This is a genomic window from Labedella endophytica, assembly GCF_003990045.1.
Taxonomy (GTDB): Bacteria; Actinomycetota; Actinomycetes; order Actinomycetales; family Microbacteriaceae; genus Labedella; species Labedella endophytica.
The window spans coordinates 345,832-367,042 of the sequence record NZ_RZGZ01000003.1 but is presented as its reverse complement, the minus strand read 5'-3'; the positions used below and the strand labels follow the sequence as shown (position 1 = coordinate 367,042).

Annotated in this window: 19 protein-coding genes and 1 tRNA gene; 4 read left to right on the top strand and 16 right to left on the bottom strand. The window is 69.6% G+C overall.

Features of this window, described 5'->3' with window-relative positions; all coding sequences use genetic code 11:
- Positions 1 to 170: 170 nt before the first annotated feature.
- Together pth and ELQ94_RS12745 are read right to left on the bottom strand one after the other, a co-directional pair.
- On the bottom strand, positions 171 to 755 hold the full coding sequence (gene pth, locus ELQ94_RS12750; protein WP_127050733.1) for an aminoacyl-tRNA hydrolase: 585 nt from the start codon (positions 753 to 755) through the stop codon (positions 171 to 173).
- A 23-nt stretch (positions 756 to 778) separates the two neighbouring features.
- The gene (locus ELQ94_RS12745; protein WP_127050732.1) at positions 779 to 1,411 is read right to left on the bottom strand and encodes a 50S ribosomal protein L25/general stress protein Ctc; all 633 of its coding nucleotides are present in this window, start codon (positions 1,409 to 1,411) and stop codon (positions 779 to 781) included.
- A gap of 309 nt (positions 1,412 to 1,720) precedes the next feature.
- On the opposite strand from ELQ94_RS12745, the gene ELQ94_RS12740 reads away from it, so the two are divergent.
- Positions 1,721 to 2,443 (top strand): FadR/GntR family transcriptional regulator, encoded by a 723-nt coding sequence (locus tag ELQ94_RS12740; protein WP_127050731.1) that lies wholly within the window; start codon positions 1,721 to 1,723, stop codon positions 2,441 to 2,443.
- A gap of 6 nt (positions 2,444 to 2,449) precedes the next feature.
- Here ELQ94_RS12740 and ELQ94_RS12735 read toward each other — a convergent pair whose 3' ends face one another.
- The 4 genes from ELQ94_RS12735 to ELQ94_RS12720 form a co-directional block, all read right to left on the bottom strand.
- Positions 2,450 to 3,490, bottom strand: a complete 1,041-nt coding sequence (locus ELQ94_RS12735; protein WP_127050730.1) for an L-idonate 5-dehydrogenase — start codon at positions 3,488 to 3,490, stop codon at positions 2,450 to 2,452.
- Between the two features lie 93 nt (positions 3,491 to 3,583).
- The gene (locus tag ELQ94_RS12730) at positions 3,584 to 4,354 is read right to left on the bottom strand and encodes an SDR family oxidoreductase (RefSeq protein ID WP_208007699.1); all 771 of its coding nucleotides are present in this window, start codon (positions 4,352 to 4,354) and stop codon (positions 3,584 to 3,586) included.
- A 16-nt stretch (positions 4,355 to 4,370) separates the two neighbouring features.
- Positions 4,371 to 5,810: a GntP family permease gene (locus ELQ94_RS12725; RefSeq protein ID WP_243697007.1), complete on the bottom strand. Its 1,440-nt coding sequence runs from the start codon at positions 5,808 to 5,810 to the stop codon at positions 4,371 to 4,373.
- A 51-nt stretch (positions 5,811 to 5,861) separates the two neighbouring features.
- On the bottom strand, positions 5,862 to 6,473 hold the full coding sequence (locus ELQ94_RS12720) for a gluconokinase (RefSeq protein WP_127050728.1): 612 nt from the start codon (positions 6,471 to 6,473) through the stop codon (positions 5,862 to 5,864).
- 255 nt (positions 6,474 to 6,728) lie between these two features.
- Here ELQ94_RS12720 and gndA point away from each other — a divergent pair, with 255 nt between their 5' ends.
- Complete coding sequence (gndA, locus tag ELQ94_RS12715) at positions 6,729 to 8,186, top strand: NADP-dependent phosphogluconate dehydrogenase (RefSeq protein ID WP_127050727.1); 1,458 nt, start codon at positions 6,729 to 6,731, stop codon at positions 8,184 to 8,186.
- 32 nt (positions 8,187 to 8,218) lie between these two features.
- The gene (locus ELQ94_RS12710) at positions 8,219 to 9,064 is read left to right on the top strand and encodes a CPBP family intramembrane glutamic endopeptidase (RefSeq protein ID WP_243697006.1); all 846 of its coding nucleotides are present in this window, start codon (positions 8,219 to 8,221) and stop codon (positions 9,062 to 9,064) included.
- A gap of 12 nt (positions 9,065 to 9,076) precedes the next feature.
- Here ELQ94_RS12710 and ELQ94_RS12705 read toward each other — a convergent pair whose 3' ends face one another.
- The 5 genes from ELQ94_RS12705 to ELQ94_RS12685 all read right to left on the bottom strand — a co-directional run bounded on the left by ELQ94_RS12705 (position 9,077) and on the right by ELQ94_RS12685 (position 14,495).
- Positions 9,077 to 10,363 carry an APC family permease gene (locus tag ELQ94_RS12705; RefSeq protein WP_127050726.1) on the bottom strand — a complete coding sequence of 429 codons (1,287 nt, stop codon included), beginning with the start codon at positions 10,361 to 10,363 and terminating at the stop codon, positions 9,077 to 9,079.
- A gap of 89 nt (positions 10,364 to 10,452) precedes the next feature.
- Entirely contained in the window at positions 10,453 to 11,817 is a 1,365-nt protein-coding gene (locus ELQ94_RS12700; protein WP_127050725.1) for a hypothetical protein, read from the bottom strand.
- A gap of 38 nt (positions 11,818 to 11,855) precedes the next feature.
- Positions 11,856 to 12,833 carry a ribose-phosphate diphosphokinase gene (locus ELQ94_RS12695; RefSeq protein ID WP_127050724.1) on the bottom strand — a complete coding sequence of 326 codons (978 nt, stop codon included), beginning with the start codon at positions 12,831 to 12,833 and terminating at the stop codon, positions 11,856 to 11,858.
- Positions 12,834 to 12,907: 74 nt separating this feature from the next.
- Positions 12,908 to 14,422: a bifunctional UDP-N-acetylglucosamine diphosphorylase/glucosamine-1-phosphate N-acetyltransferase GlmU gene (gene glmU / locus ELQ94_RS12690; RefSeq protein WP_127050723.1), complete on the bottom strand. Its 1,515-nt coding sequence runs from the start codon at positions 14,420 to 14,422 to the stop codon at positions 12,908 to 12,910.
- Between the two features lies 1 nt (position 14,423).
- Positions 14,424 to 14,495: transfer RNA gene (locus tag ELQ94_RS12685), tRNA-Gln, on the bottom strand.
- 101 nt (positions 14,496 to 14,596) lie between these two features.
- On the opposite strand from ELQ94_RS12685, the gene ELQ94_RS12680 reads away from it, so the two are divergent.
- On the top strand, positions 14,597 to 15,112 hold the full coding sequence (locus ELQ94_RS12680) for a MarR family winged helix-turn-helix transcriptional regulator (RefSeq protein WP_127050722.1): 516 nt from the start codon (positions 14,597 to 14,599) through the stop codon (positions 15,110 to 15,112).
- Between the two features lie 38 nt (positions 15,113 to 15,150).
- Here ELQ94_RS12680 and ELQ94_RS12675 read toward each other — a convergent pair whose 3' ends face one another.
- From ELQ94_RS12675 to ELQ94_RS12655, 5 genes are all read right to left on the bottom strand, one after another.
- The gene (locus ELQ94_RS12675; RefSeq protein ID WP_127050721.1) at positions 15,151 to 15,810 is read right to left on the bottom strand and encodes a methionine ABC transporter permease; all 660 of its coding nucleotides are present in this window, start codon (positions 15,808 to 15,810) and stop codon (positions 15,151 to 15,153) included.
- Positions 15,810 to 16,838, bottom strand: a complete 1,029-nt coding sequence (locus tag ELQ94_RS12670) for a methionine ABC transporter ATP-binding protein (RefSeq protein WP_127050720.1) — start codon at positions 16,836 to 16,838, stop codon at positions 15,810 to 15,812. The genes ELQ94_RS12675 and ELQ94_RS12670 overlap by 1 nt, the downstream gene beginning before the upstream one ends.
- 89 nt (positions 16,839 to 16,927) lie before the next feature.
- Complete coding sequence (locus ELQ94_RS12665; RefSeq protein ID WP_127050719.1) at positions 16,928 to 17,833, bottom strand: MetQ/NlpA family ABC transporter substrate-binding protein; 906 nt, start codon at positions 17,831 to 17,833, stop codon at positions 16,928 to 16,930.
- 181 nt (positions 17,834 to 18,014) lie between these two features.
- Complete coding sequence (locus ELQ94_RS12660) at positions 18,015 to 19,826, bottom strand: ABC-F family ATP-binding cassette domain-containing protein (RefSeq protein WP_127050718.1); 1,812 nt, start codon at positions 19,824 to 19,826, stop codon at positions 18,015 to 18,017.
- 445 nt (positions 19,827 to 20,271) lie between these two features.
- Entirely contained in the window at positions 20,272 to 21,207 is a 936-nt protein-coding gene (locus ELQ94_RS12655) for a 4-(cytidine 5'-diphospho)-2-C-methyl-D-erythritol kinase (protein WP_127050717.1), read from the bottom strand.
- Positions 21,208 to 21,211 lie beyond the last annotated feature (4 nt).

Genomic DNA, 21,211 nt, shown 5'->3' with positions numbered 1-21,211 from the left:
GGTGGACGCAAATCGTCGCGTCAACCACCGCCAGACGACCATTCGCGACCACCCGAAGAGACCCTCGGAGCCGGATGGGCGCAAGTGTCCCCCCTGCTGCCCCCAGACGACCATTCGCGACCACCCGAAGAAACAGGGCGTGATCGAGGAGGAAGAGGAGAAGTGTGCGGTCAGGGAGCGGGAGCGTGCACCCTCTGCTGCGCGGCGACGAGGCCGTCCTCGACGATCGACTCCACGGCGTCGGCGGCGTCCGAGACGAGCGACGGAAGCGACTGCTTCTCGACGGAGGAGAAGTCCTTGAGCACGAAGTCGGCGGCGTCCTGCCGGCCGGGGGGACGCCCGACGCCGACGCGGACGCGGATGAAGGGAGCGGCGTCCGTCGCCTTGATGATGTCGCGGATGCCGTTGTGCCCGCCGTGCCCGCCGCCGCTCTTCAGACGCACGGTGTCGAAGGGGATGTCGAGCTCGTCGTGCACGACGATGAGCCGATCGGTCGGGATCGACAGGTAGTCGAGGAGCGGAGAGACCGCTCGACCCGACTCGTTCATGTACGTGGTGGGGGCGGCGAGGACGAGCTTCGCTCCCCCTGGCCGGACGCGTCCCTCGGCCACGAGGTTGGGGGTCTTGTGACGCGAGAACCGCGCACCCATCCGGGCGGCGAGTTCCGAGAGCACCATCTGCCCCACGTTGTGACGGTTGGCCGCGTAGCCGGGCCCGGGGTTCCCGAGCCCGGCTACGAGCCAGACGTCCGCCATGATGCGGTGGTGGAGGAGGTCGACTACTTGGAGTCGGCGTCCTCGTCGGAGTCGACGCCGGCCTCGGCGCCCGCCTCGGCAGCGGCTTCGTCGGCGGCGAGGTCGTCGTCCGTCGGAGCCGGCGGGGTCGTGATGCCCACGATGAGCGTCTCGGGGTCGCTCAGGAGCGACGCACCGGCCGGGAGCGTGAGCTCGGCCGCGGAGATCTGCGAGCCGTCCTCGAGGCCCTCGATGGACACGGTGACGCGCTCGGGGATGTGCGTGGCCTCGACCTCGAGCGAGATCGACGAGGCGTCGAGGTTCGCGATCGTTCCGGGGTAGGAGTCGCCCTCGAGGACGACGGGCACGTCGACCGTGACCTTCTCGCCCTTGCGGACGACGATGAGGTCGATGTGCTCGATGATCGAGAGCACGGGGTCGCGCTGCACGTCCTTCACGAGGACGAGCTGCTCCTCGCCTGCGATGTCGAGCGTGATGATCTGGTTGGCCTTACGCACGATGAGGAGCATCTGGTGGCCGGGCAGCGTGACGTGCTGCGGCTCCGTGCCGTGCCCGTAGATGACGGCCGGGATCTTGCCGGCGGCGCGGATCTTGCGGGCCGCGCCCTTGCCGAAGGACTCGCGGATCTCGGTGGTGACCTTGTTGTCGTCTGACATGTTGTTCTCCTTGCGGACCATTCACGGCCCAGATCTGCCATCCGGTCGCGGCGAGGCCGGCCCGGACGGGACTGTTGTATCAACTCGAACGCATAGCGCGTGAGGAAAAGCCGTGAAGCCTGCTCACCGCGTCGATAACGGTCTCCGCTGCCGCACGACGCTCGAAGAGACGAAAGCGCGGTGGCGGATTCCCTCGCCGAAGTTCAGTGGGAGAGTCTACCCCACGCGGGCACCCGCACCTTCCGCGGAGGGCCGCGCACGCCGACGTCGCGATCCGGACGGGCCGGGACCGCGCGATAGTGTCTGAGCATGATGTCCAGCCTCCACGACCGTGTGCTCCACGACCTGGGGCTCCGGATCGTCTCGGGCGACATCGTCTCCGGCTCCACGATGCGGGCGGAGGCGCTCTCGGAGCGCTACGACGTGTCCCGCTCGGTCGTGCGCGAGGTCCTGCGCGTGCTCGAATCCCTCGGTCTCGTCCGGTCGGTCCGGCGCGTCGGCATCCGCGTACTCCCCCCGGGGTCGTGGAACCTCATCGACCCCCTCGTCATCCGCTGGCGCCTGGCCGGGTCGGGTCGCGGGACGCAATTCCGATCGCTCACCGAACTCCGCGGGGCGCTCGAGCCCACAGCGGCAGAACTGGCGGCGCGGCACGCCCCCCTCGACCTCGCGTCCGAGCTGCTGTCGCTCGCCGCGCGGATGCGGAGCGTCGGACGCGAGGGCCGCCTCGAGGAGTTCCTCGTGCTCGACACGGAGTTCCACACCCTCGTGCTCCGAGCGAGCGGGAACGAGATGTTCGCGGGACTGTCCGGCGTGATCGCGGAGGTGCTGAGCGGCCGGACCGAGCAGGGGCTCATGCCAGAGCGCCCGCACGACGAGGCCCTCCAGCTCCACGTCGACGTCGCCGATGCGATCCAGGGTGGGCGGCCCGAGGCCGCGCGGGCCGCGATGCAGAAGATCATGGAGCGCACGATGCGCGAGGTCGAGTCGATCTGGGACGGCCAGGAGCGCACCTTCGACGCCCGGAGCTGACCGGTATCAGAAGGCGATGATCACCTTTCCGCTCGCCGCGGAGTCCTTGGCCATCGCGAAGGCCTCGAGGGAGTCGCCGACGGCGTACTCGTGGGTCACGACCGCCGACGCATCGAGCGAGCCGTCCGCGAGCGCCTCGAGGACCTCGTCGATCTCGCCGGCGAAACGGAACGATCCGACGAGGTCGAGTTCCCGGGTGATGGCGAGGGAGATGAGCGCGGGCTGCTCGCCGCTCGGCAGGAGACCGACCATCACGACGCGTCCCCCACGGGCCGCCGCACGCACCGCCGACATGAGCCCGCGCGGGCTCCCCGACGACTCGAACACCACGTCGGCGTCGATTCGTGCGATCGCGTCGGCGTCGGTCGCCACAACGGTCGACGTCGCGCCGAGGCGCGTCGCCCGTTCGAGCGGCCCCTCGACCATGTCGACGGCGACGATCTCGGCCGCCCCGGCCCGCTTCGCCACGGCGATGATGAGGGCTCCGATGGGGCCGGCGCCGATGACCGCGACGCGCCGACCGGCAACCGATCCCGCCCGGGAGACGGCGTGCCACGCGACGGCGGCGGGCTCCGCCACGACGGCGTCCCGCAGCGACAGTCCCTCCGGGAGCGCTCTGAGCATGCGGGACGGCAGCACCGCCCGCTCGGAGAACGCGCCGTGGGTGTGGGGAATCCGCGCCGCGCTCCCGAGGTAGGTGCCGCCCGGCGAGAGGTTCGGGCGATCCTCCGGGTAGCGTTCGCCGGTCGCGACGACGGTCGCGGGGTGCACCGCGACGGCGGTCCCTTCGGCGGGCCCGGATCCGTCGGCCGCCGCCTGGACGACCGTGCCGACGACCTCGTGCCCGAGGATCATCGGCTCGCGGAGGATCGACTCCCCCGCGGCGCCGTGGGTCCAGTAGTGGAGGTCCGATCCGCAGACGCCCCCGAAGGCGATGCGCACGACGGCCTCGTCCGCGCCGGGGGTCACGAGGGGTATGCGTTCGACGCGGACGTCGTCGCGTCCGTGCGCCACGACGGCGAGGGTGGTGTTCTGAGAATTGGTCATCGATGCATCCTCTTCCGGTTCGAGTTCGGGTTCGGGTTCGGGTTCGGGTTCGGCGTCACGTCGCGTGACGGAGTGATCGGGGGCGCGAGGCGCTCAGACGACGACGGTCATGCCGCCGTCGACGAACACGACCTGTCCATTGACGAAATCGGACCCCGCCGAGGAGAGCCAGACGACGGGACCGGCGAGGTCGGCGGGGGTCCCCCAGCGCGCGGCCGGGGTACGGCCGACGATCCAGGAGTTGAACTGCTCGTCGTCGACGAGTTTCTGGGTCATCTCCGTGTGGATGTACCCCGGCGCGACGGCATTGACCTGGATACCGTGGCTCGCCCACTCCGCCGTCATCGCCCGCGTGAGGTTGCGGAGCCCGCCCTTCGCCGCCGTGTACGGGCCGATGGTGGGCCGAGCGAGGTCGGTCTGCACGGAGCAGATGTTGACGACCTTCCCGCGCCCGCGGGGGATCATCCGCCTCGCCACCTCCCGGCCGACGAGGAACGCGCTCGTGAGGTTCACGGTGAGCACGCGCTCCCAGTCGGCGAGGGCGACATCCACGAGTGGCACCCGATGCTGGATACCCGCGTTGTTGACGAGCACGCCGATGGCGCCGATCTCGAGCTCGATGCCGTCGATCGCCGCCGCGACCTGGGTCTCGTCCGTCACGTCGAAGGCGACGGCGTGGATGCGCTCCGCGCCGAAGCGGTCGGCGAATTCCACCCGCGTCGCCTCGAGGCGGGCTTCGTCGAGGCCGTTGAGGACGATCGTCGCACCCGCGTCCGCGAGGGCGAGCGCGAGTTCCCGGCCGATGCCGCGGCTGGACCCGGTGACGAGGGCGACGGTCCCGCCGAGGCCGAAGAGGGAGTCGATGCTCATGGTGCCTTTCCTAGATGGCGCCCGCGACGAGGAAGATCGCCGACGAGATGATGAAACCGCAGATACCGACGAGCGCCTGGCCGACGGTCCAGGTCTTCAGGGTCGTCTTCGTGTCCATTCCGAAGAACTTGCTGACGAGCCAGAAGCCGGAGTCGTTCACGTGGCCGGCGAAGACCGAACCGGCGGCGAGGCTCAAGACGATCGCGGCGACCTCGATGGGATTGAACGAGGTGGAGTCGAGCACGATCGGTTGCACGAGGGCGGCGGACGTCGTGAGGGCGACGGTCGCGGAGCCCTGGGCGATGCGCACGATCGCGGCGATGAGGAATCCGGCCACGATGACCGGCAGGCCGATCGCGTCGAGGGAGTCGGCGAGGGCGGTTCCGATGCCGCTGGAACGCAGCACACCACCGAACATGCCACCCGCGCCGGTGATGAGGATGATCGAACACACCGGGCCGAGCGCCCCGTCGACGACGGTCTCCACGAGGGTGCGCTCCTTGCGGGCGCCCCAGCCGAGCAGCGCCATGCCGAGCACGACGGTGATGAGGAGGGCGACCGGGGTCTCTCCGAGCAGGCGCAGCGCCTGGACCCAGACCTCGTCGAGGGACACCCAGCCGGCGGTCGCGGCGAAGTTCAGTCCGGTGTTGAGGAAGATGAGCACGAGCGGCAGGACGAGCAGGAACACGATCGTGCGGAGCTTGGGCGCCGAGGCGAACTCGTTGTCCGCGGCGTCGGCATTGCCGAGGATCTCCGGCACCGCGATGTCGTAGCGGCGACCGACGAAACGGCCGAAGTGGTAGCCGACGACGTACCAGGTCGGGAGGGCGACGACGAGGCCGAGGAGGAGCACGAGGCCGGGGTTGGCACCGAGCAGACCGGAGGCGGCGACCGGTCCGGGGTGCGGCGGAACGAAGATGTGCATGACCGAGAACGCCGTCGCCGCGGGGAAGGCGTAGAGGAGCAACGAGCCGCCGAGGCGGCGCGCCACCGTGAAGATGATCGGCAGCATGACGACGAGACCGGCGTCGAAGAAGATGGGGAAGCCCATCATGAGCGACGCGAAGGACAGGGCGAGCGGTGCGCGCTTCTCGCCGAACCGGCGGATGAGCGCGTCGGTGAGCACTTGCGCTCCCCCGCTCAGCTCGAGCATCCGGCCGAGCATCGCGCCGAGTCCCACGAGGAGCGCGACGCTCGCGAGTGTGCCGCCGAAGCCCTGCGTCAGCACCGTCACGATCATCCCGACCGGGATGCCCGACGCGATGGCCGTGAGCAGGCTCACGATGATGAGGGCCAGGAAGGCGTGGATCCGGAACTGCATGATGAGCACGAGCAGCAACGCGATCGCCGCGCCGGCGATCACGAGCAGCGCGGCCGGTGGCAGCGTCCAGAGGAGGTCGAACTCGGCGCCGTTCGGCGTGGTCGCCGTTCGGAACATGATCTGAGACATCGGTGTCCTTCGGTGGTGTGGTGGGGTTTCGCGGTGAGGCGGGGCGGTGTTCTAGGAGCGGGGACGGTCGGGGGATGTGACGTTCTCGACGGCGGGCGTCTCGACGGCTGGCACCTCGACGGCGGGGTTCTCGACAGCGGGGAGCTGCGCGATGATCTGGTCGGCGAGCGTGTCGGGGGCCGAGGTCACGTCGACGACGATGCCGTGTTCGTCGGGCTCGATCGGCTCGAGGGTCGCGAGCTGAGATCCGAGGAGCGTCGTCGGCATGTACTCGTGATCGCGCGCCCCCATGCGGTCGGCGATGAGCTCGCTCGAGCCCCGGAGGTGCACGAAGATCGCGTCGGGAGCGTGACGGCGGATGAGGTCACGGTAGCTCTTCCTCAGAGCGGAGCACGCGACGATCGTGGGGTGGCCCTCGACGAGACCAGCGTCGATGAGTTCGCCGATCCGATGGAGCCACGGGAGTCGGTCATCGTCGTCGAGCGGCTCTCCCGCCCGCATCTTCTCGCGGTTGGCGTCGGGGTGGAGATCGTCACCGTCGATGAATGGGATGTCGAGCCGCTCCCCGAGGAGCGCACCCATCGTGGACTTGCCACTGCCGGAAACGCCCATGACGACGATCGGGGGCAGTGCGATGAGCGGTGGCATTGCGTGGGACGACATCGTTCCTCCTGCGGTTTCCATCGGACGCTTCATTACATCCGACAAATGATTCCCCAGGGGGCATTACGTCAGATTTATCTGAGACGGTAGCACGGTGATCGGAAGCGGTCCACCAACCGTGTCACGCCCCGTGCCGTCGAGAACAGCCCGGGGAATACCCGTCGATTGTCGGTATCGTTGTCCGTGGCCCTCCCACGGCGGATCCTCGTCGCGGAGACCCCCAGAGCACCGAAGATCTCGACAGGAGCACCGTCCATGGCGGAGAACGCAGCAGCAACAGCCAACATCGGAGTAGTCGGACTGGCGGTGATGGGCTCGAACCTCGCCCGGAACCTCGCGAGTCGCGAGGGGAACACCGTCGCGGTGTACAACCGCTCGTACGAGAAGACGGAGACCCTCCTCTCCGAGCACCCCGAGGCCGGTTTCGTCGGCTCGAGCACCGTCGAGGAGTTCGCCGCGAGCCTCCAGACGCCGCGCACCGCGATCATCATGGTCAAGGCCGGCGCCGGCACCGACGCCGTCATCGATCAGCTCACCGCGGTCTTCGAGCCCGGCGACATCATCGTCGACGGCGGCAACGCACTGTTCACCGACACGATCCGCCGCGAGAAGGCCGTACGCGAGACCGGCATCCACTTCGTGGGTGCGGGCATCTCGGGCGGCGAGGAGGGCGCGCTCAACGGTCCGAGCATCATGCCGGGCGGCTCGAAGGAGTCCTACGAGACCCTCGGCCCGATCCTCTCCTCGATCGCAGCGGTCGCCGAGGGCGAGCCGTGCGTCACCCACGTCGGTACCGATGGCGCCGGCCACTTCGTGAAGATGATCCACAACGGCATCGAGTACGCCGACATGCAGCTCATCGCCGAGGCGTACGACCTCATCCGTCGCGGCACCGGCAAGTCCCCCGCCGAGATCGCCGACGTCTTCGCCGAGTGGAACACCGGAGAGCTCGAGAGCTACCTCATCGAGATCACCGCGGAGGTCCTCCGCCAGGTCGACGCCGAGACGGGCAAGCCTCTCGTCGACGTGATCGTCGACCAGGCCGGCGCCAAGGGCACCGGTGCGTGGACCGTACAGACGGCCCTCGACCTCGGCATCCCCGTCTCCGGCATCGCCGAGGCCGTCTTCGCGCGCTCGCTGTCGTCGAAGCCCGCTCAGCGTGCCGCCGCGACCGACCTCCCGGGCCCGAGCGACGCGTGGACCGTCGACGACCCCGAGACCTTCATCGAGGACGTGCGCCGCGCGCTCTACGCGTCGAAGATCATCGCGTACTCGCAGGGCTTCGACGAGATCGTCGCGGGAGCCGAGCAGTACGGCTGGGACATCCAGAAGGGCGAGATCGCGAAGATCTGGCGGGGAGGATGCATCATCCGTGCGCAGTTCCTCAACCGCATCACCGAGGCGTACGCGGAGAACGACGGCCTCGTCGCGCTCGTGACGGCTCCGTACTTCCGCGACGCGGTCGCCGGAGCGCAGGACAGCTGGCGGCGTGTCGTCGCGACGGCCGCCCACGCGGGCATCCCCGCGCCGGCGTTCTCCTCGTCGCTGTCGTACTACGACGGCCTGCGCGCCGACCGCCTGCCGGCGGCGCTCGTCCAGGGGCAGCGCGACTTCTTCGGCGCCCACACCTACAAGCGCATCGACAAGGACGGCACCTTCCACACCCTGTGGTCGGGCGACCGGTCCGAGATCAGCGCCGTCGACACGCACTGATACTCAAGACAGGACACGGGGACGGCGAGTACATGACCGACACGATCGTCTCCGGAGCCGGCCGCACGGACGCCGGGAGGACGAGCACGCGCGATGCGCTCGTGCGACTCCTTCCCGGCGTCCTGCTGTCCCTGTCCGGCTTCCTCATGTTCGGTCTCCACTGGCGGCCCGGGGCGTACCTCGTCCTCGTCGCCGCCGTGGGGATCGGCTTCGTCGTCGATCGGTCGCTCGGTCGCGACCTGTCGCTCATCGGCTTCGGAGTGGTCGTCGTGAGCCTCGTCGAGGTGAGCACGAACATCGAGTGGGGCCACATGCTCGTGATGGGGACCGCCCTCGTCGTCGCCGTGCTCGGCCCCTACCTCGGGTCGCGGTACGTCTACCGCGACCACGCGGTCCGCTTCCCCGTGCTCACCGGGAAGCGCTGGGGGAAGCGGGAGTACGGCTACCTCGTGGGCATCGTGGCCCTCGGCTACTTCATCCTCCCCGTCTACATGGTCTCGACCGGGGTCTACGAGAACTGGCCGGCCGCGACGGACCCCGACGCGATCTTCCGGCTCTTCCTCGGCACCAACGCCCTCGGCATCTGGGACGAGCTGTTTTTCATCTGCACGTGCTTCGCACTGCTCCGCCGCCACTACGGCATGTGGACGGCGAACATCCTGCAGGCCGTGATCTTCACGTCGTTCCTCTGGGAGCTCGGCTTCCATGCGTGGGGGCCGCTGCTCATCTTCCCGTTCGCGCTCATCCAGGGGCTGACGTTCACGCTCACGAAGTCGCTGAGCTTCGTGGTCGCGGTGCACCTGCTCTTCGACTTCGTGCTGTTCCTCGTGCTCGTGCACGCGCACACGCGCGAGTGGTTCCCGATCTTCCTCTACTAGCCCAGGGCAGCGTCAGGCGGCCCGTCTCCGACGGACGACGAGGGTGCGGCCGAGCAGTCCGAGGAGGACGACGGCGAGGCCCGCCGCTGCGGGAACGGGCGGGAGGGCGAGCACGAGGACGATGCAGCCCACGAGGCCGACGAGAGCGGTCGCCCGGAGTGATCGGACCGAGTCGGTGCGCCCGGCGAGTCGCCAGGCCGACAGGTTGGCGACCGCGTAGTAGATCAGGACACCGACGGACGACATCGCGACCGCCGCTGTGACGTCCACGGTGAGGACGAGGACCACGGCGACCGCTCCGACGACGAGTTCGGCCCGCGCGGGCACACGGGTCCGCGCGGAGACGCTGTCGAGGACCCCGGGGAGATCGCGTTCGCGCGCCATCGCGAGGGTCGTACGGCCAAGGCCTGCGAGGAGGCCGAGCAACGCCCCGAGCGCGGCGAGGGCGGCACCGATGCGGACCACGGGCACCGCAGCGTCCCACCCGGCCGCGCGAACGACGTCGACGAGGGGTTCCGAACTCTCCGCGAGGCGATCGGCGCCGAGTATCAGGACGCAGACGAAGGCGATCGCGGCGTAGACCGCGAGGGCCACGATGAAGGAGATCGTCACCGCGCGCGGAATCGTCCGTCGCGGATCCCGCACCTCCTCCCCGAGCGTCGCGATCCGGGCGTAGCCGGCGAAGGCGAAGAACAGGAGCCCAGCGGCCTGCAGGATCCCGTACGGGGCACCGAGGACGGGACCGACCCCGCCCACCGCTCCCCCATCGTCCAGGCCTCCGGCGCCGAGGCCCGCTCCCGCCACGGCACCGGCCGAGATGACGAGAGCGAGCACACCGAGGACGACGACCACGATCACGCGCGTGAGCGCCGCGGTCTTCGAGATGCCGAGGACGTTGATCATGACGAGCGCGAGGATCGCGGCCGCGGCGATCGGGCGCTCCCACCCGACAGGGGCGGCGTAGGCGGCGACGACGAGCGCCATCGCCGCACAGCTCGCGGTCTTGCCGATCACGAAGCACCATCCGGCGACGAAGCCCCACCAGGGACCGAGCTCCGCCCGGCCGTAGGCGTAGGCGCCTCCCGACGTCGGATGCTCCGCGGCGAGCTGGGCCGTGGAGCGGGCGTTGCACCACGCGATGACCGCGATGAGGACGAGGGCGGCAAAGAGTCCGGATCCGGCAGCCCCCGCGGCCGGCGCGAAGACGACGAAGACCCCGGCACCGATCATCGACCCCAGGCCGATGAGCACGGCGTCGCCGAGCCCGAGACGTCGGTCGAGGGAGGCGGTCGTCGTCACCGGGTGATCCTCCCGGATTCGGGTGAACGGAAGGTGACGACCTCGGTCACGCGACTCATCCGCGCCGGCGCTCATTCCTCGCGCGGCGCTCATCCCTCACCGTCGTCGTCGGTCCGGCGACGCTTCGCCGTCGTCGCGACGACCGCTGTCGGGTCGTCTCCCGGATGCCACGTCGTGCGCAGCCGTTCGCGGAAGGCTCGAGCCGCGAGTGTCCCTGTGGCAATAAAGACGACCCCGACGAGGAGAACGACGACGACTCCGACCATCACGCCGTTCAGATGGCCGATCACTGCCCCGAGCGGGTGCAGCGGGCCGCGGGCGACGACGATCGCGGCGCCCACGGGTTCGAGCACCATCGTCGCCACTCCGACGAGGGCGGCGCCCGTCGTCACGAGCGGCGACAGGACGATGAGTTGATTCTCGATGACGCGTCGATCGGGGCCGTCGGCTGGCCGCCCGACGAGCGCTCGTCGGAGTGCAGCGCGTTCGAGGGCGACCTCCGCCGTTCCGACCGTCGCGCTCAGGACGAGGAGGAGCAGACCGATCGTCACGACGATGGCTCCGCTCCCGCTCAGGACGTCGATGACATCCTCCCCCACGTCGTCGTAGGAACGCGGAGATGCCCGCCGACCGGGTTGCCGGATGTACACCCCGATGAAGTGGACGACGGCACCCGCTCCGACGAGAGCGGACCCACCGGTGATCAGCGGGCGGAAGGACCGCGAGACCACCGCGTGGAGTCGTCCGTACGCGGGGGCGCCGCCGAGCGGGGGTCGCCGCGTCGTCTCCGCACGACGTGCCGCAGCGATCCACTTCTCCGACCACACGCGTCGCGGCTCGGCGATCAGCTCCGGCCAACCGTGGCGGCGGCTCTCCTTCAGCACGCCGTTCACCGCGACGAGCCCGCCGATCGTGAAGACCGCGACGCCGAGCACGATCATGCTCGCGAACGTGTCGTCGGTCTCGGCCCAGAGGAGCACGTCCACGCCCGCGACCGCGATCGCCACACCGATCACGACCCGGCTCAGGATGAGCACGGGTGTCACGGGCTCCTGCTTCAGCCCCCGGTTGCGAACCGTGAGCGGAGGCACGTCGAGGGGCTCTTCGACCGCGAGACGGGCCAGCTGCCGCCCGAGCAGGAATCGATCGAGTGAGAGGGCGATCGGGTAGAGCGCGCCCGCTGCGGCCGCGACGAGCGACGTGCCTCCGAGGTTGAGGCGCGAGACGGGATCGAGTCCCCACTCACGCCAGACGTCGGGGAACGCCTCCTCGAGCGTGAGCCACAGACCGAGGGTCACGAGGAACCCGATGCCGCTCCCCGCGAGGATCGCGGTGACGGTGACGAACAGGGTCGACGCGGCGAGCCGGCCGGAACCGATCGGAGGCTCGACGAACCGATGATCGGTCGGCGGCTCGCTCGATCGCTCGCGCCTCCGACGCGCCGCCGATGCCATGTCAGCCGTGGGAGGCCGTCACCCGACGCCGTCGGGCGTCAGGCCGCGCCGTCGAACATCGAGGTGACCGAACCGTCGTCGAAGACCTCGTGGATCGCGCGCGCGATGAGCGGAGCGATCGGGAGCACCTCGAGCTTCGGGAAGCGCTTGTCGTCGGTGAGCGGCAGCGTGTCGGTCACGACGACGGAGTCGATCGCATCCGACTGCAGCAGCTGGGGTGCTGGGTCGCTGAAGACGGCGTGGGTCGCCGCGACGACAACACCGATCGCACCGGCGGCCTTGAGCGCCTCGGCGGCCTTCACGATCGTGCGTCCCGTGTCGATGAGGTCGTCGACCAGGAGGCACACGCGCCCCTCGACCTCTCCCACGATCTCGTGCACCGAGACCTGGTTCGGCACGAGCGGGTCGCGGCGCTTGTGGATGATGGCGAGCGGCGCGCCGAGCTTGTCGCTCCAGATGTCGGCGACGCGCACACGCCCCATGTCGGGCGAGACGACCGTGAGGGTCGCGGGATCGAGCTTCTCGCGGAAGTGCTCGAGCAGCACGGGCATCGCGAAGAGGTGGTCGACGGGGCCGTCGAAGAAGCCCTGGATCTGAGCGGCATGCAGGTCGACGCTCATGATGCGGTCGGCGCCGGCAGCCTTGAAGAGATCGGCCACGAGGCGGGCGGAGATCGGCTCGCGGCCGCGGCCCTTCTTGTCCTGCCGTGCGTACGGGTAGTACGGCGCGACGACGGTGATGCGCTTCGCCGACGCACGCTTGAGGGCGTCGACCATGATGAGCTGCTCCATGAGCCACTCGTTGATCGGCGCGCAGTGCGACTGGATCACGAAGGCGTCGCTCCCGCGCACGCTCTCGTCGTACCGGGCGTAGATCTCGCCGTTGGCGAAGGTCCGTGCGTCCGTGTGGACGAGTTCCGATTCGAGCTCCTCGGCGATCTGCTCGGCGAGGGCGGGGTGCGCCCTCCCGGAAACGAGCACGAGGCGCTTCTCTCCGCTGATCTTGATGGCGGACACTGGCCCTGCTTCCTGCCGTCTCCGGCTGTTGCGCTCTGCTACTCGTCGTGTCGCATCTGAAGAATCCAGGTGCGTCAGTCCGTGGGATCGATCGGTTCCGACGCCTCCGCCGCCGTGGCTGCCGCGCTGCCCGGACGGTTCGCGACCGTCCATCCTTCGAGGTTCCGCTGCGGGGCGACGCTGATGGCGAGGGACCCCGACGGCACATCCTTGCGGACGACCGTTCCGGCTCCCGTGTACGCTCCGTCACCGATTCTAACGGGAGCCACGAAGACGTTGTGCGAGCCGGTCCTGACCTCGTCGCCGACGACCGTCGAGTGCTTGTTCACGCCGTCGTAGTTCGCGAAGATCGTGCCGGCGCCGATGTTCGCACCCTCGCCGATCGTGGCGTCGCCGACGTACGAGAGGTGCGGGACCTTGCTGCGCGCGCCGATCTCGGCGTTCTTCGTCTCCACGAAGGTGCCGATCTTGCCGGCCGCGCCGAGCAGGGTCCCTGGCCGGAGGTAGGCGAACGGTCCGACGGTGGCGCCGGCTCCGACGACGGCGAGCGTGCCGTCCGTGCGGCGCACCTCGGCGTCCTCCCCGATCTCGCAATCGACGAGCGTCGTGTCCGGTCCGATCGTCGCCCCCGTCTCGACGACGGTGGCGCCGAGCAGCTGCGTGCCTGGCTTGATCGTGACGTCCTGGGCGAGGGTCACGCCCATGTCGATCCACGTCGTCGACGGGTCCTGCACCGTCACGCCCGCGAGCTGCCACTTCCGGATGATGAGGGCGTTGAGTCGTGCAGCCTGGCGGGCGAGCTGCGCGCGGTCGTTGACCCCCTCGACGGCCCACGGCTGCGAGACGGGCACGGCGTGCACCTCGTGCCCGGCGCCGCGGAGGAGCCCGACGAGGTCGGTCACGTACTTCTCGCCCTGGGCGTTCTCGGTCGTGAGCGAGGCGAGCTGCTCGCGGAGACCCGCGACGGAGAAGACGTAGACGCCCGCGTTGATCTCGGTGATCGCGAGCTCCGACTCCCCAGCGTCCTTCTGCTCGACGATCGCCGAGACGCTTCCGTCGGCGGCGCGCACGACCCGTCCGTAGCCCGTCGCATCGTCGAGCACGGCCGACAGGATGGTCGCGGCGGCCGTACCGGCGCGGTGGCGCGCGAGGAGCTGACCGAGCGTCTCGGAGTCGAGGAGCGGCACATCGCCGTTCACCACGAGGACGTCCCCGGCGAAGTCGTCGGGGAGCGCCGAGACGGCCTGCTCGACCGCACGGCCGGTCCCCGGTGTGTCGTCCTGGTCCACGACGACGCTCTCCGGGAGCTCCTCCTGCACGACCGCGGCGATGCGGTCGCGTTCGTGACGCACGACGGTGACGACGTGCTCGGCGGAGAGCGCACGGGCCGTCGCGAGGACGTGCCCGAGGATCGGCACGCCCGCCAGGGGGTGCAGCAGCTTGGGCATGGACGACTTCATCCGCGTGCCCTGCCCGGCGGCCAGGACGACGACGGCGAGAGCCCGAACGTGGGCGGCGCCCTCCGTCGCAGAGTCCGCGGCCGTGCCGTTCGCTGTCGTGGTGTGCTGGTCGTGCGTGTGATCAGTCATGCTCCGCCTCCAGGATTCGAACCTGGTCCTAACAGCTCCAAAGGCTGTCGTGCTGCCGTTACACCAAGGCGGACCGCGCGGGGCATCGGCCGTCACGCTCGCCTCCCAGTCTGCCAGATGCGCGGCCGACCGCCGGTGGGCGGCTCGGGCGTGGGCGGCCACGATAATGGGGACATGGCGGCGGAGCAGAGCGACGAGGTGGACCGGATCGTCGAGGCCTGGGAGCGGGAGCGCCCCGACCTCAACTTCTCACCCCTGCAAGTCCTCTCGCGCGTCTCCCGCCTCACCCGGCACCTCGATCGCGAGCGGCGGCAGGCTTTCGCCCGGTCGAAGCTCGAGTCGTGGGAGTTCGACGTGCTCGCCGCCCTGCGTCGCGCCGGCAGCCCCTACATGCTGAGCCCGAAGCAGCTCCTGCAGCAGACACTCGTCTCGAGCGGCACGATGACCAACCGCATCGACCGCCTCGTATCCGCCGGCCTCGTCGAGCGCCGGATGGATCCGAGCGACGGCCGCGGCATCCTCGTCGAGATGACCCCGAGGGGACTCACACGCGTCGATGCCGCGATCACACGGCTCGTCGATGCCGAGGCCGAGCTGCTGGCGAGCCTCACCCCGTCCGAGCGCACCCGGCTCGCGAGCCTCCTCCGGACGCTCAGCGTCGGTTTCGACGGCGAGAAGGCCGGCGAGTAGGCCCGTCGGGCGCTCGACGGCTCGGCGGCGCAGGGCCTTCAGCGGCGCAGGACCTTTCGGGCCAGCCAGTTGCCGAGGAACTGCACGAGTTGGACGAGAACGATGACGATCGCGAGAGCCGTCCACGTCACGACGGGTTCGAACTGACGGAAGCCGTACTGGATCGCGAACGCTCCGAGGCCACCACCGTTGATGCTGCCGGCCACGGCCGACATGTCGACGATCGCGACGAAGACGAACGTATACCCGAGGATGAGCGGGCCGAGGGCCTCCGGCAGCACGATCGTCAGGATGGTGCGGATGGGTCCGGCCCCCGCCGCTCGGGCCGCCTCGATGACGCCGGGAGACACCGTCAACAGGTTCTGTTCCACGATCCGGCTGATGCCGAAGGTCGAGGCGAGCGAGAGCGTGAAGATCGCCGCCTCCGTGCCGATGCCGGTCCCGACCACGGTTCGGGCGAGGGGCTGGAATGCCGTGAGAAAGATGATGAAGGGGATCGGTCGGAAGATGTTGACGATCACGTTGAGCACGCCGAACACGGCGCGGTTGGCGAAGAGGTTGCCCGCCCGCGTCACGTAGAGGGCGAGCCCGACGAGGAGCCCGCCGATGCCGCCGAAGAACAGGCTCGCGAACACGAGCCACAGGGTCTCGAGGGTGGCTTCCAGGAACTGGGGACCGAGGTCCACGAGCACGTCCATCACACCACCTCCACGATCTCGATGCGCTCGCGCAATCGCGCGATCACCGCGTCGATCCGCTCGTCCGGACCGGTGAGCTCGAGGGTCAGGTTGCCGAAGGCGCGACCCTGTATCTCGTTGACGCCGCCGTAGACGAGTTCGAAGCCGATGCCCTCGCGACCGAACTCGAGGAAGACGTCCGACTGGCTCGCTCCCCCGTCGCGGAAGGACACGGTGACGAAGCGACCGGAGTGCCGCTCCCGGAGGGCCGCGAGTTCGGAGGCCGACGGCACGCCTTTCACGACGGTCGAGACGAAGCGCTGGGACGCGGGAAGTTCGGGCTTCGAGAACACGTCGAAGACCTCTCCCGTCTCGATCACGCGCCCGTTCTCCATGACGGCGACTTTCGTCGCGAGGGATTGGACCACGTCCATCTCGTGCGTGATGACGATGATCGTGACGCCGAGGTCGCGGTTCACGGTTCGGAGGAGCTCGAGCACCTCCTGCGTCGTCTCCGGGTCGAGCGCGCTCGTGGCCTCGTCGGCGAGCAGGATGCGCGGAGATGTCGCGAGCGCACGGGCGATGCCGACGCGCTGCTTCTGTCCGCCGGAGAGCTGGTCGGGGTAGTTCGAGGCCTTGTCCGCGAGCCCGACGAAGTCGAGCAGCTCGGCGACGCGCGCCCGGATCTCGGCCTTCGGCCGCCCGGCGACCTGAAGCGGGTAGGCGACGTTGCCGCGCACCGTGCGGGAGGAGAAGAGGTTGAATTGCTGGAAGATCATGCCGATACCGAGGCGGAGCTTCCGCAGGTCCCGCTCCGGGAGCGTCGTGATGTCCGTTCCATCCACGACGATGCTGCCGGAGGTCGCGGGTTCGAGCGCATTGATGAGCCGCACGAGGGTGCTCTTCCCGGCGCCCGAGTAGCCGATGATGCCGAAGACGTCGCCCTCCTCGATGTCGAGGTCGACCCCGTCGATGGCACGGACGGGCTGACCACCGCGCGTCGAGGCGGGGTACACCTTGGTCACGTCTCGGATCTGGACGAGCGGCACGGCTGCTCCTTCTACGTGTAGCGGGTGGAACGAGAGCGTGCGGCGACCGGTTCGCGGTCGCCGCACGGCGCTGGTGGTTCGATCGGCGATCAGCCCACGTCGGCGATGTCCGACTGGACCGCTTCGAGCGACGACACGAGGTCCTCGACGGGGGTCTTCAGCAGGACGGCCGTGCCGCCGGAGTTCTCGATGAGACCGTCGGTGACCGTGGTCGTGTCCTGGAAGATCTCGACGAGCTGCGCGTAGACCTCGTTGTCGGCGTCAGCCGAGCGGGTCGCGAAGACGTTGGCGTAGGGCAGCGCGTTCGCGTCCTCCGGGTCGTCCTGCGCGATGACGTCGTCGGGCGAGAGGCCCGCCTTCGTCGCGAAGTCGTTGTTGATGATCGCTCCGGCCACGTCGGGGAGCGATGTCGCCGTGAGGTCCGCCGACAGCGGGTTGACGGTCACGCGGGAGTCCTCGGCGATGATGTCGTCGGGCGTGGAGAAGATGGTCCCACCATCCTCGAGCTCGATGAGCCCGGCGGACTGGAGCACGAGGAGCGCACGCGCCTGGTTGCTCTCGTCGTTCGGGATGGCGATCTCCGCGCCGTCGGGGATGTCCTCGACGGAGTCGTACTCGGTGGAGTAGAGCGGGAGCGGGTAGATCGCCGTGGACCCGATCGGCTGCAGATCCTGACCGGCCTCCTCGTTGTACTGCGCGAGGTAGACGATGTGCTGGAACTGGTTGATGTCGATCTCGCCCTCGCTGAGGGCGGGGTTCGGCTGCGTGTACTCCGCGAAGTCGACGAGTTCGACGGAGATCCCCTCGTCGGCCGCCGCGTCGACGTACGTCTCCCAGTAGGGGTCGCTCGCGCCGACGACGCCGATGGTGACGGGGTTCGCGTCTGTGCCCTTGTCGTCGGCAGCGGGGGCGTCCGACGCTCCGCCGCAGCCGGCGAGCAGTCCGACGACCGCGATTCCCGCAATGGAGGCGGCGAGCTTTTTACGTGTGGGCATGGTTCCTCCTGGTGCGTGGTGCTGTGACACGGTGATGCTGTGGTGCAGCGGTGCTGTGATGTCTGTGGGCGGCACGCCTGTGCGAAGCCGCCTCATCCAGGGTAGGCAGGCACGGCGGACGTCTCGGTCCGCGACGTAACACGGCGGAACATGGGGGACGTCACGGCCGCGAGCCGAGGACTCAGCCCAGCTGCTCCTGCAGTTCGAGCCAGCGGAGTTCGAGGGTGTCGACCTCGTCGGCGATCTCCTCGAGGCGGCTCTGGGCGGCGCCGAGCTTCGCGTAGTCGCTCTGGTCGGCCTCCGCGAGCTGGAGGTGGAGGGACTCCTTCTCCTTCTCGAGCTTGACGATGCGGCGCTCGGCTGCGGACAGCTCCTTCTCGGCGGTGCGTCGCTCGGAGCCGCTGAGTCCCGACGCGGTGGGCGCCGCGGCGGAGGTCGCGTTCGACGCCTGGAACGACGACTCGTGGAGCGACCCCGAGCGGGCGTCGTCCTCGAGCGCGCGCAGCCTCACGTACTCGTCGACGCCGTTGGGGAGGTGGCGGAGCTTCCCACCCATGACCGCGTACTGCTGATCGGTGACCCGCTCGACGAGGTAGCGGTCGTGCGAGACGACGATGAGGGTGCCCGGCCACTCGTCGAGGAGGTCCTCGATCGCGGCGAGCATGTCCGTGTCCATGTCGTTCGTGGGCTCGTCGAGGATGAGCACGTTCGGTTCCGACAGGAGCACGAGGAGCAGCTGCAGGCGACGGCGCTGGCCGCCCGAGAGCTCCCCGATCGCCGTGGAGAGCTGCGCGCTCGAGAACCCGAGCCGCTCGAGGAGCTGACCGGGAGAGAGGTCCTTGTCGCCCACCGTGTAGGCGGTACGCAGCCGCCCGACGACGTCGCGCACGCGCTCGTGCTCGAGGCCCTCGAGCTCCTCGAGACGCTGGGACAGGGTCGCGACGTTGACGGTCTTGCCGCGCTTCACCTTCCCGGTGGTCGGCTGCAGCGACCCGGCGACGAGGGACAGGAGCGTGCTCTTGCCCGCTCCGTTCGCGCCGAGGATCCCGGTGCGCTCGCCGGGGGCGAGGCGCCAGGTGATGCCGTCGAGGATCTGCCGCCCGTCGAAGGCGACGCCGATGTCCTCGAGGTCGACGACGTCCTTGCCGAGTCGCGCCGTGGCGAGCCGGGACAGGGCGATGGTGTTGCGGGGCGGGGGCTCGTCCGCGATGAGCTCGGTGGCCGCGTCGATGCGGAACTTCGGCTTCGACGTACGAGCAGGGGCTCCGCGCCGCAGCCACGCGAGCTCCTTGCGCATGAGGTTCTGGCGTCGCGCCTCGGACGCCGAGGCCATCCGATCGCGCTCGACCCGCTGGAGGATGTAGGCGGCGTATCCGCCCTCGAAGACCTCGACGACGCCGTCGTGGACCTCCCAGGTGGTCGTGGACACCGCGTCGAGGAACCACCGGTCGTGTGTGACGACGACGAGTCCGCCGGAGGACGAGCCCCACCGTGCGGACAGATGCTTCGCGAGCCACGCGATGCCCTCGACGTCGAGGTGGTTCGTGGGCTCGTCGAGCATGACGACGTCCCAATCACCCACGAGGAGGGCGGCGAGCGCGACGCGACGCTGCTGGCCTCCGGAGAGGGTCGAGAGCTGAGCGTCCCACGCGATGTCGGAGACGAGACCCGCGATGACGTCGCGGATGCGGGAATCGCTCGCCCACTCGTGGTCGGCGCGGTCGCCGACGATCGCGGCGGAGACGGTGAGCGACGGGTCGAGGACGTCGCCCTGGTCGAGCATGCCGATGCTCACACCGCGGCGCGAGGTCACGCGTCCGTCGTCGGGTTCTAGCCGACCGGCGAGGAGCGAGAGCAGGGTCGACTTGCCGTCGCCGTTACGACCGACGACGCCGATCCTGTCGCCTTCGGAGACCCCGACGGTGACGCCGTCGAAGACGACGCGGGTCGGGTACTCGAGGCGGAGCCGTTCAGCCCCGAGAAGATGTGCCACCCGTCGAGACTACCCGGGATGCACACGTTCGATCCGCGCGTCGGCACTCGGCGGGCCCGACCGACCGCGAGATCGCCGAGTCGCTGCACGTCTCGGTGACGACGTCCTCCCGCCGCGATCGGCGTGGACTGATGGGCCCGCGTGCGACCGATGCGGCACGTAGGCCCTGTCGAGAATCGACGGTTCTGAATGGCGGAGGCTGGACCCTGACCATCGCGATCCCCCTAGCGTGGGAAGGACCCCTGAGATCACTCGACCGCGCGGGGCTCCCCAGGAGTCCACCCGACCGCGATCCTCCGCAGTGATCCGGGTCTTGCGTGACCGGTGGTCGAGACGAGAGTCTCGGCCTCCGGGATCGTCCGTCGGCGAGAGCGACAACCGGTCGCTCCGCTCGTCAGGTCGATTCACTCGTCAGGTCGATTCGCCGGTCAGGTCGATTCGCCGGTCAGTCGGAGACGACGCGCGCGCCGGCGACGGGGCCCGTCACCCGCGCCGCGCGCAGTCCAGACGCGCTGAGCGCGATGTGCAGATCGATCGCAGACTCGGCGTCCGCGGCGAGGAGCGCGACGGTCGGGCCGGACCCGGACACGATGCCCGCGAGCGCCCCGCTCGTCTCTCCGAGTTCGAGCACGTCGGCGAGATCCGGGCGCAGCCGCAGAGCGGGCGCCTGCAGGTCGTTCGAGAGGCAATCCGCGAGCATCTCCGGATCCCCGGCCCGTAGGGCTTGGAGCACGTGGGCCTCCACGGTCGGCGTCTCGGTCAGGGGCCGGATGTCCGCGGCGTAGCGCTCGCGGTGCGCGTCGAGCGCGGTGTAGACGTCCGGCGTGGACATGCCGACGTCGGAGAACGCGAGGACCCAGTGGAACGTGCCGCGGGCGAGGGCCGGAGACAACCGGTCGCCCCTGTCTGTGCCGATCGCGGTGCCGCCCATGAGCGCGAACGGCACGTCGGCCCCGAGCCGGGCGGCGAGTCTGAGCAGCTGTTCGCGTGACAGGCCGGTGCCCCAGAGGGCGTCGCACGCGACGAGCGTCGCCGCGGCGTCAGCCGACCCGCCGCCCATGCCGCCGGCGATCGGGACGTTCTTGTCGATCTCGAGGCGCACGCCCCCGCGGTACCCCGTGCGCCGAGCGAGGGCTCGTGCCGCGCGCACCGCGAGATTCGAGGCGTCGGTCGGCAGCTCCGAGACGTCGACGGATCCCGTGAACGAGACGGAGAAACCGTCGTCGTGGGAGGCGACGACGTCTTCGTAGAGCGAGACGGCCTGATAGGCGGTCGCGAGATCGTGGTAGCCGTCTTCGCGCACTTCGCCCACACGGAGGAAGACGTTGATCTTGCCCGGGGCACGAACGTGCACCGAGCCGTTCACGTCCGGGTCTCCCATGCTT